The organism is uncultured Pontibacter sp., assembly GCF_947499215.1.
In the GTDB taxonomy this organism is placed as follows: domain Bacteria; phylum Bacteroidota; class Bacteroidia; order Cytophagales; family Hymenobacteraceae; genus Pontibacter.
Genome location: NZ_CANMNI010000003.1, coordinates 313,510 through 327,633, shown reverse-complemented (window position 1 = coordinate 327,633; position 14,124 = coordinate 313,510). Strand labels below are relative to the sequence as shown.

The window sequence follows — 14,124 nt, the reverse complement described above, 5'->3', positions numbered from 1 at the left end:
TGTATTTCTGTTTGCGGTCTGCATGCCATATGCTGAACGCGACAATCTTACGATCATCACAAACCAAAACACCCTTAATTAAAAGCCATGAGAAGAGTCGTATACTTCCTACTCCTACTGATAAGTGCATCTTCGTGCCTGAGCAAAAAGGAGCTCGTATACATTCAGAATGATAACCTGAAAGAGAACGTCCCGACTACAGTGCCAAGCACTTACAAACCGTACCAACTTCAAATGAATGATGTACTGTCAGTAAAAGTACAAAGCCACGAACCAGAGATTTCCAACATTTATAATATTATTCCACCCTCCAGCGCCTTTGGTTTTGGCGACCCGGGCACCATGTTCCTGAGTGGATATAGCATTGACGAGGAGGGCTTCGTGAACTTGCCTAACGTGGGCAAGCTGAAAGTAGCGGGCCTGACTGTTGCGCAAACCCAAGAACTGATCCAAAGCAACGTATCCCGCTATATCAACGACGCCACTGTGGTTGTCAAGCTGATCAGCTTTAGGGTGAGTGTACTCGGTGAGGTAAATCGTCCCGGTCAGTTCTTCATTTACAATGAGCGAGCCACCGTTCTGGAAGCCCTTAGCATGGCCGGAGACCTTAGCCGTGGCGCCAGCCGCGAGAACGTAAAACTGGTGCGCCAGACCCCATCCGGTTCTGATGTGGTGCTAATAGACCTCAAAGACCCTAACCTCGTACAGTCTAAATATTACTACATGCAGCCAAATGATGTGTTGTACGTAGAGCCAACCAAGGAATTGATCAAGCGTGATAACCTGATAGGTCTCAATGTCGCCTCATTGGCCTTGGGAGTTGTATCAACTGCTGTCGTAATTCTGAATTATTTTAAGTAGACCATCAATGAAACGAAAAAATAAAGAGCACGAAATAGACCTGAGAAGCTGGCTGTTCAAGTTCCGCGCAAGGTGGTATCTGTTCTTGGCTTTCACACTGATTGCGCTTGCCGGAGCTTATGTGTTTGTTAAAAGCTCCACCCGTATTTACGCATTTCAATCAACCCTGCTGCTAGGGGATCAGCATACCGGATCTAAAAAAGCACAGGAACTCCTCAATCTGCTCGACGTGCAGAACAGGGGCATTAAAGTAGAGGATGAGATCGGTATTCTCACCTCTGGTGACATGGTGCGCAGTACACTTAAAAAACTTGATTTCTCGGTTTCTTACTTCAAAGTATCAGACCACTGGCTCAACACCGGCTTCGACTTGGTAAAAGAGGAGCAGTATGACAATGCCCCGTTCGTTGTGCGGCTCGACACAAGTTCACTGCAACTGGTCGATATTCCGCTGGAGGTGCGTGTGCTTAACGATAAGCAGTACGAGCTGAAAGTAAAGGCGGAAACCCCTCCTTTGTATGAATACAGTACGCATACCGTAAAGCAGATCGTACCGGACATAGAGTACACTAAAGTACTGGAGTTCGGTAAGCCATACAAGGACAAGTACCTTAGCTTCACGCTGGAGCGCGCGAACCCCGATGATAAAATAGATGCCAAAAAGCACTATTTCGTGCTCAATAGCATGGATAGCCAAGTGGCACACTATGTCAACAGTCTGCACGTAGAGCCGATTGAGCGTGATGCCCGCGTGCTGCGTCTCAGCACCAAGGGGGCTATACCTGAGAAAGAACTGCTCTTCCTCAACACGCTCATGGATACTTATGTGTCCCGCGACTTGGAGGAGAAGAACCTGAACGGACAGAAAACACTGGAGTTTATCGACAGCCAGATCACCAGTCTTACAGACTCCCTTCGTCAGAGCAAACAGGCGCTGTCCTCTTTCCGCTCATCCAACCGCATTGCCAACATTGACGTGCAGTCTAACATCAGCTATGAGAAGCTGTCGCAGTTGGAGATGGAGAAGTCGAAGCTGAGCACCGAGAAACAGTACTATGTTACTGTGCTCGACCAGATCGAAGACGACGAAAGCTTTACGCAGGCTGTGTCGCCGGCAGTGGCTGGCGTTCAAAACCCGAACTTGGCCAATCTTTTTTCGGAGCTTTCGCGCCTGAACCAGCAGAAAGCTTCTTACAGTGTGAGTGCCACTGCTGACAACCCGCGCATCAAGGTAATCGACAGTGAGATCAAGAGTACGCGCAATGCCATTATCGCTAACATCCGCAACCTGATTCGCTCTACGGATATATCCATCGCCAACACCGACAGGCGTATAAACCAGTTGGAGTCTAGTATTGCCAAGGTGCCGGAAAACGAGCGCCACCTGATGGACCTGCAGAATCAGGCTGACTTTGTAAGCCAGAAGTATGACTTCCTGCTCGAGAAGCGCGCCGAGGCAGCCATTGCACTGGCTACCAACACCACCGACAAGAAAATAGTAGACAAGGCCTCGATGTGGGGTGCTGGTCCGCAGAACGTAAAGCCGAAGATGATTTTCATGCTGGCGTTCATTCTTGGACTCATCATTCCGGCCGCTTTGATCGTGTTGCTCGACAACGTGGATAACACCATTCAGGGGAAGAATGATCTGAACAACGTAACCAACATCCCATTCTTGGGTGTGATCGCGCATGGCACCAAGACTGATAAACTGGCTGTGAAGAACAATCCGCGCTCGGCCATAGCCGAGTCGTTCAGGTCCATACGCATTAACTTGCAGTACCTGATGTCGGAGAAGCCGTTTCAGGTAATAGGCATCACCTCCTCGGTATCCGGCGAGGGCAAAACCTTTACCTCCGTGAACCTGAGCAGTGAGATTGCCATGTCGGGCAAACGCACCATCCTGATCGAGTCAGACATGCGCAAGCCTACTTTCGGCAAATACTTTAACACGCACAACGCCGCCGGCCTGTCTTCGTACCTAGGTCAAGGACTGCCGCTGGAAGAAGTGATCCAGAAAACCGATATTGAAAACCTCGACATCATATCCTGCGGTCCGATTCCGGAAAACGCCATCAAGCTATTGGAGCAGAAGCGCATGGTCGAACTGATTGCCAAGCTAAAGGAGCAGTATGACTACGTGGTGATCGACACCCCTCCTATCGGGTTTGTGGCTGAGTACTTCGTGCTGATGAAGCACATGGATACCAACTTGTATGTAGTAAAGCACAAGTATACCAGCAAAGACATGCTGGAGCAGGTGAACGAGCTGTACGCGGCCAAAAAGTTGAAGAACATCTACATGGTGATCAACGACTTGGACTACAACAACACATACGAGTACGGATACAAGAAAAAGGGCAGCTACTACTACGTCTAGTAGGCTAGCCTCAAACATTCACCCGCATTTTTCAGAAGGTGCTGTAGGATGCAGATTCCTGCAGCACCTTTTTTGAAGAGCGCAAGACTACCTGAATTTAGGGAATGAGTAAAAATTTAGCATCGAAAGCGGTAAGCGGACTGAAATGGAGTTCGGCCGGCACTATTGCCAATGCCGTGATGCAAATCGGCTATACCTCGGCCATGGCCCGCCTGTTGGCCCCGGAGGCCTTCGGTCTGGTGGCCCTGTCTGCCGTTATACTTCGATTCGGCTATTACTTTGCCAACTTGGGGCTTAACCAAGCCATCATCCAGAAAGAGGAGCTTACCACCGAGAACATCAGGGCGGCTTTCACTTCCTCTGCCCTACTGGGCGCTGTGTTTACGGTGCTCGCTTGGGTGCTGGCTCCTTATGCCGTGCTGATTTTCGATATGCCCGAAGTGGTACCGATCGTGCGTGTGATGTCACTGGCCTTTGTCATAGGCGGTTTTTCCGCAACGGCAACCAGCCTGTTGCAACGCAACATGCGCTTTAAAGAACTGAGTATCGTAGAGACGGCTTCCTATGTTGTATCCTATTTGGGTATAGGTATACTGCTGGCTTGGCTGGATTATGGTGTGTGGAGCTTAGTGTACGCCTCACTGGTGCAGTCTGCGCTGGTTGCATTGGGCGCCTACGTAATGGCACGCCACAATGTGCTGCCGGTGGTGCGGTGGGATGCCTACAGGGCGCTGCTCGCTTACGGCAGCAAAATGTCTGTCATCAGTTTTTTTGAATTCATATACACCGAGTTAGCCACACTACTAATCGGCCGGATGCTGGGCGCTTACAAACTGGGTATCTATAACCGGGCCTATATGCTCGTGAACCTGCCCATGTACAACCTCACCCGTACCGTGTCACGCGTGGTTTTCCCCTCGTTCAGCCAACTTCAATCCGATAACGAAAAACTGGCGAGGGTCTACCTCTCCAGCACGACACTGCTGGCCACCCTGATCATTCCTGTTTGTCTAGGCATAATGGTCGCTGCGCCCGAGATCGTATACATTGTGCTAGGTGATCAATGGGGAGAGGCCATACCTGTGCTGCAGGTGCTAAGCTTGGCCATACCGCTGAGTTTTATTACCATGTTCGCCGGTATTGTGTGTGACGCCAAGGCTGTGCTCAACTGGAAAATCGTCATCACCATTACCCTGATCGTAGTGATCAGCAGCCTGTTTTACCTGCTTCGGGACTATGGCTTGGTAGGTTTTGGCTTTGCCCTGCTCATAAGTGAGTTTGTGCGTATCGGCATGTACCAGACCCTAATGCGCAAAGTACTGGAAATCAGCTACTGGAAACAATTGCGCGTATACATACCTAGCTTGATGATCGGAGCCGCAGTGGCTATAGTCGTATACCTTGCTAGCAACCTGCTGCGTGGCTTGGATATACCGCTTTTAGCCATCTTGGTATCGCAGATGATCATTGGTGCTGTAGTATTCCTTGTAATGGTATTGCTTTTTCCGCATCCTGTACTTAAAGAACAGCTACACATGGTACTCTCCCGTACAGGTATGCAGGAAAACTCTACCACCTTCTATGGCCGTATGCTAACAAAGTATAAAAAGACGCTGGTTAAAGAGCCCGAGAGCGCTTAGAGAAGAATTAAAACACAAGCCCCCAGACCATTAAGAAGAAGACCAACATGACGATAGGAGTTGCCGGACCTGTAAATCTACAGATATTAGATTGGGATCTTGCGGGTACAGACCTGCCATCCACCAATGCCTTTCCACTTACCTCCCACTTCATCAATGCCCTGCTCAAACGGGGATTCAAAGTGGTGGCTTATACCAACTCAACCGAAATAACCGAACCGATGGTGCTGGAGAGCGGCAACCTGAAGGTGTGCATCAGCCGAGAGAAGGCGCAGCCCGGCCGTCGCTTTTTCCTGTATGAGGTAAAGGACCTGCACCGCATGATGGAGGCGCACCCAGCCGATTTCATCAGCGCCTTCTGGTCCTACGAGTACGCATGGGCTGCCCTAAGAACGGGAAAGCCGACCGCTGTCAGTTTTCACGACGTTGCTTTCCAGATACTGCTCAACATTCCGGATATGTTCCGGGTGGTGCGCTGGCTCATTAACTCCATCGTAGTAACAAAAGCGAAGTATTTAATTGCCAACTCATCCTATACCTATAACCAATTAGTAAGGCGCACACAAAAGAAGACGCGTATCATCGACAACTTCTACACCAGCGAACTGGAGGAGAACATACCTGACCCGCTCATCAAGGGTAACTACATCACCACGGCTGTGCAGGGCTTCACCCACCGCAAAAACGTGGATACGGCCTTAAAGGCTTTCGCCCAAATCAGGGCCCGGCATCCAGAGGTGGAGTATCACCTGATCGGCGTGGATATGGAAGAGGGCGGGCTGGCTTACCAGTTTGCAGAGGCCAACGGACTTACAGACGGTGTGCGGTTTCTAGGGCCTTTGCCTTTTGATGAAGTGTACCAGCACATTGCCAAAGCGCGCATCCTGCTGCACCCTTCTCGCGAAGAGTCTTTTGGCATGGTACCGCTAGAGGCAATGGTGGCTGGCACCCCGGTGGTGGGAGGCAGCAAAAGCGGATTCATTCCGGACCTGCTCGACTTCGGCAAGGCAGGTCTGCTATGCGACATCAACTCTCCGGATGACATCGCCGGCACGGTCATGCAGCTGCTAGAGGATAAGCAAATGGTGGATGAACTGACCCAAAAAGGGCGTGAGTTCGCACGGGCTAACTACTCCGAAGACGTAATCATTGATAAGCATCTGGCTTATTACAGTGAGATTATGGGAAGGCCGGTCCAGCCTGACACCCCACAGTACAAACCTGAAGACGCGTTCCACCGTAACACCATACCTACTGCCAAATAGTATCAAAGAAGTAGGGACAACCCTTTAAAATGAAGATTAATTACTCTTTCCTATTTATCATCCCCCTTGCCCTGATCATGTTAATGGACAACATGTTCACGGAGTTGGCTGCACCCCAAAACACCACAGTGCAAGCTAATCTGCTTAATCTGATGATGAAGGGCATGGCGGGCATCTCCTTTATCTACAGCTCGCTTTACTTTACACGCATGTCGCCTGTTATGCGGGTGGCCTACGTGCTTACTACGCTGTATGTACTGGCTATGGTGTTCGAGTCATACTACTTCTATAACACCCCCATGGTGTACCCGCACGTGTTCCAGAAGCTGTTCTTTTTTTACTTCAGTTTCTTTGTCTACACCTTCTACAAAGGCAATTTTCATCTTAAGTTCTCGCACGTAGTTTGGTTTATACTCGGGGGCTTCTGGCTTAGTGTGGTTGTAGTGCACCCCGATAAACTTAGTTTAGGGGCCTTTACCTCACATGAGCGGGGAGTATACGCCTCCTCTGTGTACATGCTGGTTATACCTTTCATCTACTTCCTGAGCAAGTACATCTTCCATGGCAAGATGACAAGTTTGTTTATCGCATTTTTCATCTTGGTATCCATCGTCTTCTTCCAGCACCGAACCGTGTGGATATCCACCGCGATGTTACTAGTCGTGTATTACCTGCTTATCAGATTTAAATCTGGCCTGTCGATTAATTTCATGAGTAAATTCCTGCCCATCGGTATCGTACTACTGATTGCAGGCATAGCCAGTAGCGCTTTCTTATTCTCGACGAACCCGGAGATCATTACCAAGATACAGGACAGTTTCTCCGACATAGAGAACTTCGATTCACAGGGAACAGGAGGCTGGCGCTATATTCAGTGGATGTCTTACCTGCCATTCATACAGGAAAACTGGCTAATAGGTATGCGCTTCGAAGGTTTTGAGCTGCCGATTCAGTTCTGGCGCGACGACACCAACGAGCCTGTATTCGACGACGGCCAAGGCCATCACTTCCACAGTTTTTATGTAGATATTCTTTTCTACACAGGATTTGTCGGACTTGCCATTTACTCCATCATGCCTATTTACGCAATCGCGAAGGGCCTGCGCTCCAAAGCCATGACTGTGAATCAGATTATCCTGATCGCCTTTATCAGCACAGGCTTTCTCTATGGTTTCTCGTATGTACTGCCAGTGTTTTATTATGCCATACTGGGCTGGGCAATTGTTGTAATGGAGGAAGATGGCGTAGAGCCAACCAGTTATCTGCGCGATTTTGCCGCTCGCTGGAAGGCGAAAGCAACCGGTCAATATCGCAAGCTAACAGCCGCCTGATAGCAGTAACTTCTGACGGCGATTTCAGTATATAAAACAAACATATTGTTATACCTTAATATTATGAGTAATTCTATTCCGAACACCCCTTTGCACACACCTGTGCTGTTAATAATATTCAATAGAGCTCATACCACACAACAAGTATTCGACCGTATCCGACAGGTAAAACCATCGCGACTCTATGTAGCCGCCGATGGCCCGAGACCTGGCGTGGAGACAGATATAGCTAAATGCGCCGAGACACGACGCATAGTAGAACAAGTAGACTGGGAGTGCGAGGTTAAAACGCTCTTCCAAGAGAAAAACTTGAAGTGCGGTGTGGCTCCAGCCACGGCAATCAGCTGGTTCTTTGAGCATGAAGAGTCCGGCATTATACTGGAAGACGACTGCGTGCCCTCCAAAAGCTTCTTTTGGTTCTGCCAAGAGCTTCTGGAAAAGTACAAAAACGATACACGCATCATGCACATCAGCGGCAACAACTACCTGAATGGCTGGCGTAAAGACAATGACTACTCCTACTACTTCTCAAACAAGGTGAATGCTTGGGGCTGGGCTACTTGGCGCAGGGCATGGCAGCTTTTCGATTTCAACCTGAAAGCATACCCGGAACTCAAGGCAAAAGGCTACCTGAAAGGCCTGTTCCTGAATAAGTTTGAGGAAACCTATCGCCTGAGTAAGCTCGAAGAAGCTTTCGCCAGCATCTCAAACGGCGACATCTGGGATTACCAGTGGGAGTTTACAGTGTATAGCAACTCAGGACTTTGCATTGTGCCGGAGGTAAACTTGGTGCGCAATATCGGCTTTGGGGAAGATGCTACACACACGTTTAACACTCACGATAACAAGGCACAAATCAGGGAAAATGAAATCGCCTTCCCGCTGCGCCACCCTCGTTTCGTAGTGCGCGATATCGAATCAGACACAAAAAACTTTAACCACTTGATCAAGGGCAAAGTTAGTTCAAAGCTTAAAAGTATCCTGAGCTTTAATTTATAAAACAATCCTATAACAACCCTTCTGATTTTCGTAGATGGTACTGCTCAGCTGCAACGCTGACAGCATGATCTGCACCTAACAACAGCATTACATTCAAATCATATGATAAGCATCATCATACCTGTTTTTAACAGAAAAGAATATACACGAGAGTGCCTTCTATCTTTAGGCAAACAAACAGACCAGCGTTTTAAAGTGGTTATTGTAGACGACGGCTCTACAGACGGCACAGAAGATATGCTTCGGGAAGAGTTTCCGGAAGTTGAAGTACTCAAAGGCAGTGGCAGTCTGTTCTGGACAGCTGGTGTAAACATGGGCATCCGGCATGCCCTGAAACAGGACGCTCAACTCATCATGACCATGAACAACGACGTGATCACGGATGAGCGCCTGATCGAGAAAATGTATTACTGGCATGAGCAAAAGCCTATGGCCCTGCTGGGCGCGCTCGAACTGGATGCCAATACGAAACAGCCGATCTTCGGGGGCGAGCGGTTGAACTGGTTGTTCAACACTATCGACGAAGTTCTGCCCTCCCTATCACAAGATGAACAAAAGGGTCTGCATGCTGTAACGCACCTCCCCGGAAGAGGCTTGCTTATACCTCGGGCGATATTTGAAAAGATAGGACTCTTCGACCAAGACAGGTTCCCGCATTATATTGCAGATTACGACTATACCCATACTGCCAGAAGAGCTGGGTTTGAACTGTATGTAAACTATGACGCCAAACTGCTCACCTATCCGGAAGAAAGCGGGGAGCGGCAAATAAGAAGCGAAAAGAGCTTTAAAAATTACTACAAGCACCTGTTCGACCTAAAAGGTGGCGGGAACTTGCGCGACTTTACTAGGTTCACGCTAAAGAATTGCCCCACTCCTTATATTCCATTACACTTGGCAAACGGCTATACGCGCAGGCTAATTGGGTATTTTTTAAGATAACACCACTTGGCGTACTTGTCCATTGATTTGAAGAAAGATTTTCCATACCTCAAAACACTAAGCATTGCTATACCCTTGGCGGTAATAGCAATGCTTTTTGCTTACTACTATACCCAAGGGCACCTGCCGGGTGCAAAAAATAGCGCCAAAGCCACATCAGCTGGCTATGATGACCCGATCGTGATCAGCAAAGGAGGCACTTACTCCGGCAACTGGGAGTCAAAAGACTCTGAAGTGCCTGCTGTGGAAATTAGGACGTCTGAGCCTGTCACTATCGAGAACTCCAATATACGGGGAGCCGGTTACCTGATTAAAAGTTGGGGACACGCGGCTAACATTACCATTAAGAATATCAAGGGCTACGGCCTTACTCCCACCCCATGGTTTATGTATGAGAAGCCCCGGCGGTTTCTGATCGTAAACGATTTTAAACATGTGGTGGTAGAAAATTGCTACATGGAGAACACAGCCGGCATTTACATTGGAGATGCCTACAAGGGTAATGGCAGTCCGGACAACACCATCAGGATTCGCTACAACGTGGCAAAGAATATTGACGGCCGCATTTATGATGGTTGGTACCGGTCACAGTTTGTACAGTTTAACTTCCGGAACCCGATACAGCATGCCGAGATCGCTTGGAACGAGGTGATCAACGAGCCGAACAAGTCACTTGTGGAGGACAACATTAACCTGTCTAACTCACGGGGCACGTCTGCTTCACCTATCCGCATTCACAACAACTACATTCAAGGGGCCTATCCATACCCGGCCGATAGCAAGGAGTTCTCAGGCGGTGGCATCATTGCGGACTCATGGTACGAGGACGGCATGGGCGATCCGAAGGAGGTAGCCACTGCCCATGTGAAGGTATACCATAACCAGACCGTAAACCTTGGTAACTATAACTATGCCATTGCAGGCGGCAATAACATCGAGGTTTTTAACAACCGCGCCGTAAACGCTGCCCGCTTTGAAAACGGTGAAAAATTTAAGATGTGGACACAGGGGCTGTACGGCTACGACTTCTACAAAAAGAATTCAACCTTTAACAATACCTTCCATGGCAATGTGATCGGTATTATGGGACAAGACGGTAGAAACGACAACCACTACTTTCCGGACGGTACAGTGCGTGAACACAGCAATACCTTCATTAAAGGTGAGATAACAAAACAAAGCGAAAGAGCTGAGTATCAGAAATGGAAATCCAAACTAGAAAGAAACAACATCGTCCTTGGTCCTTCTCTAGCACAGCCCATAAAATCAACTGAACCGTCCACTATTCAATAGCCGGCAAATCTGCAGGCCGAAATCTGGCTCAGGCGAAGGATGTATATTCCCATCACCTAGCCGTTTTTGTATTCCCCATCCAAAATCACCCGCACCATCTCCCATTCCTGAGAGTTTCAACATAATCAATTCAAAGTTACAACACCTTTAAAAAGACCAAACAGGAAATACACTATTATTAAATATATTATATTTCATATATTTATCATTTTCACATCCCTCTAATACTAATTGTAGGCTAGTATTCTATATTTATAATTAACAATTATTAACATAATTACAATAAATATTGTTTTAATTTAAATATATAATTTGTATTATTTATATTTTTGTAACCTTTTTTAGTCAGTCAGCAGGTCCAAAAACGCCTTTTTTAAGCTTAAATGAGACTTATAGCAGCACTTAACAATTGAAATATTCAAAGTACTTATGATTTATTCAAGAATAAATCAAAAAAGACTGGTTTTTCTAAAATATTCCGACTTATATTTGCAACAACTTATATATGAAGATAGACGCACCGGTTCGCCAAGCTTAATATTTTCATAAAAAGCACCAAGCAGTAGATCAGCTTCTTTATTTGAAAACAGTAAATGCTTGGTGTCTTGTAAGGAGTATATTTTTTAAATTTTTCAACTTTTAGCCAAAAAGATGAATACAATTTCCACTCAGGGGACTAAGTGGGCGGGGACAACTCTGTCTGCTTTCATTCTCACACTCGTAGCCTTTCTGTTCTCGACAGGTTTCGTTAATGCCCAGACTTACAGTGGGCCATTAGTAATCACAAAAGGAGGTACCTATACAGGCAACTGGGAATCAAAGGATTCCGAGGTAGCTGCTGTAGATGTACGTACTTCCGAACCAGTAACCATTGTTAACTCAAACATCAGAGGTGCCGGTTACCTGATCAAAAGCTGGGGTTATTCAGCTAACATTACAGTAAAAAACACGAAAGGTTACGGTCTTACTCCTACGCCATTCCGCGACTATAAAAAACCACGTCGTTTCGTTACAGTTAATAATTTCAAGCATGTGGTGGTAGAAAACTGCTACATGGAGGGCACAGCCGGCATTTATGTTGGCACGCGCTACGAAGGTGACGGATCGACCAACAACACGGTAAAAATACGCTATAACAAAGCCAAGAACATCGACGGACGTGTATACGGTGGTCAGCGTGAGCACTCACAGTTCGCTCAGTTCAATTTCCGTGGTAACCTGCCACACGCTGAAATCGCTTGGAACGAGGTGATCAACGAACCGAACAAGTCGCTGGTGGAAGACAACATCAACCTGTCTAACTCACGCGGTACTTCTGCTTCACCTATCCGCATTCACAACAACTACATTCAGGGAGCTTACCCATACCCAGCAACAGATACTAAGTTCTCAGGCGGCGGTATCATCGCTGACTCTTGGTACCAAGACGGCATGGGCGACCCGGCCTCAGTAGCCACTGCTTACGTGAAGGTGTACGATAACCAGACTGTAAACCTCGGTAACTACAACTACGCCATTGCTGGTGGTAACAACATCGAAGTATTCAACAACCGCGGTGTAAACTCTGGCTTGTTTGACGATGGCTCCCGCATGAACACACACAACGTAGGCATATATGGTTACGACTACTATAAGAAAGGTGCTACCTTCAATGCGGTAATGCGCAACAACGTTACTGGCGTAATGAGCCAAGGCAGCCTGTTCGACAAAAACTATTTCCCTGACGGCTTAGTGAAAAATGAGAATAACCCATATATCGGTGGTAACATCACAAAGCAGCAAGAGAAGAATGAGTATAGCTCATGGTTATCGAAGCTGAGCAGCAACGGTATTACACTTGGTCCCAACGGATCTGCTCCAACTCAAACTACACAACCTGCTCCAACTGAGCCAGTTGCTACTGCCCCGGTTGCATCAACAGAGCCAGCTCCAACTACAGGTGGCACCACCAGCACTGCAACAGGTACAGGCAAGATCACCCGCGATTTCTGGAGCAACGTGCACGGCTCGACCGTGAGCGTGATCCCGGTGGGCACCAAGCCGACTGCAACCTCTGAGCTGAGCTCTTTCGAGGCGCCTAACGGACAGGGCAACAACTACGGCCAGCGCATCAGAGGCTACGTGACGGCACCGACATCGGGCCAGTACACCTTCTGGATCGCGGCAGACGACGTGGCCGAGCTATACCTGAGCACCTCCGAGGACCCTGCCAAGAAAGTGAAGATCGCCTTCTCCAGCACGTGGACCAACGCCCGCGAGTGGAACAAGAGCGCCAGCCAGCAGTCTGCCAAGATCACCTTGGAGGCCGGCAAGCGCTACTACATCGAGGCCCTGATGCTGCAGGGCGGCGGCGGCGACAACCTGGCCGTGGGCTGGCAGCTGCCAGACGGCGCCTTGGAGCGCCCGATCGCTGGAAACAAGCTATCTGAAATGGGCAGCACTGCTCCTGTAGTTTCTACTCCAATAGCTACTACCCCAACACTGACGCCAGCAGGCAAGATCACCCGCGACTTCTGGAGCAACGTGCACGGCTCGACCGTGAGCGTGATCCCGGTGGGCACCAAGCCGACTGCAACCTCTGAGCTGAGCTCTTTCGAGGCGCCTAACGGACAGGGCAACAACTACGGCCAGCGCATCAGAGGCTACGTGACGGCACCGACATCGGGCCAGTACACCTTCTGGATCGCGGCAGACGACGTGGCCGAGCTATACCTGAGCACCTCCGAGGACCCTGCCAAGAAAGTGAAGATCGCCTTCTCCAGCACGTGGACCAACGCCCGCGAGTGGAACAAGAGCGCCAGCCAGCAGTCTGCCAAGATCACCTTGGAGGCCGGCAAGCGCTACTACATCGAGGCCCTGATGCTGCAGGGCGGCGGCGGCGACAACCTGGCCGTGGGCTGGCAGCTGCCAGACGGCGCCTTGGAGCGCCCGATCGCTGGAAACAGACTGTCTCCGATTACAGCAGTTGATGGTCTAGTTGCATCCTCTACATCTGCATTACAGGCTGAGACAACTGATAGCAACATCGCTTTCGACAAAGTAAGCGCTTACCCGAATCCTTTCAACGATGTGGTAACACTTGACTTGGGCAAAGAGGAGATCAAACTACAGGAAGTTGTAATTCTTGATCAAGCTGGCGCAGTGGTATACAAAGAGGCTAACTTGAAAGTGGAGAACAACAAGCTAGTAATGAACCTGTCAGCTTCCGGATTAAGGTCAGGTCTTTACTTCCTGAAGTATACAGACACTACCGGTAAGAGCAATACCATTAAGCTGATCAAAGAATAAGCACAGCTTAGCGAAAAACAGATTACCTTGAAATTGATTAAAGGGTAAGCCAATAGAATCTAGCGGTTGGCATTGACAACCAGAAACAATAAAGCGGTACAGGGATTCCCTGTACCGCTTTACTT

General features: G+C 48.5%; 9 protein-coding genes. All 9 read left to right on the top strand.

Annotated elements, in window-relative coordinates; all coding sequences use genetic code 11:
- The first annotated feature begins 87 nt into the window (after positions 1 to 87).
- Positions 88 to 861, top strand: a complete 774-nt coding sequence (locus tag Q1A04_RS15270; protein WP_299707745.1) for a polysaccharide biosynthesis/export family protein — start codon at positions 88 to 90, stop codon at positions 859 to 861.
- A 7-nt stretch (positions 862 to 868) separates the two neighbouring features.
- Positions 869 to 3,241 carry a tyrosine-protein kinase gene (locus tag Q1A04_RS15265; protein WP_299707743.1) on the top strand — a complete coding sequence of 791 codons (2,373 nt, stop codon included), beginning with the start codon at positions 869 to 871 and terminating at the stop codon, positions 3,239 to 3,241.
- A 104-nt stretch (positions 3,242 to 3,345) separates the two neighbouring features.
- The gene (locus Q1A04_RS15260) at positions 3,346 to 4,881 is read left to right on the top strand and encodes a lipopolysaccharide biosynthesis protein (protein ID WP_299707741.1); all 1,536 of its coding nucleotides are present in this window, start codon (positions 3,346 to 3,348) and stop codon (positions 4,879 to 4,881) included.
- A gap of 47 nt (positions 4,882 to 4,928) precedes the next feature.
- Entirely contained in the window at positions 4,929 to 6,146 is a 1,218-nt protein-coding gene (locus Q1A04_RS15255; protein ID WP_299707739.1) for a glycosyltransferase family 4 protein, read from the top strand.
- Positions 6,147 to 6,175: 29 nt separating this feature from the next.
- The gene (locus tag Q1A04_RS15250) at positions 6,176 to 7,477 is read left to right on the top strand and encodes an O-antigen ligase (RefSeq protein WP_299707737.1); all 1,302 of its coding nucleotides are present in this window, start codon (positions 6,176 to 6,178) and stop codon (positions 7,475 to 7,477) included.
- Between the two features lie 63 nt (positions 7,478 to 7,540).
- Entirely contained in the window at positions 7,541 to 8,476 is a 936-nt protein-coding gene (locus tag Q1A04_RS15245) for a nucleotide-diphospho-sugar transferase (protein WP_299707735.1), read from the top strand.
- A 102-nt stretch (positions 8,477 to 8,578) separates the two neighbouring features.
- The gene (locus Q1A04_RS15240) at positions 8,579 to 9,418 is read left to right on the top strand and encodes a glycosyltransferase family 2 protein (RefSeq protein ID WP_299707733.1); all 840 of its coding nucleotides are present in this window, start codon (positions 8,579 to 8,581) and stop codon (positions 9,416 to 9,418) included.
- 75 nt (positions 9,419 to 9,493) lie between these two features.
- Entirely contained in the window at positions 9,494 to 10,711 is a 1,218-nt protein-coding gene (locus Q1A04_RS15235) for a glycosyl hydrolase (RefSeq protein WP_299707732.1), read from the top strand.
- Positions 10,712 to 11,362: 651 nt separating this feature from the next.
- On the top strand, positions 11,363 to 13,999 hold the full coding sequence (locus Q1A04_RS15230) for a PA14 domain-containing protein (RefSeq protein WP_299707730.1): 2,637 nt from the start codon (positions 11,363 to 11,365) through the stop codon (positions 13,997 to 13,999).
- Positions 14,000 to 14,124: the final 125 nt, after the last annotated feature.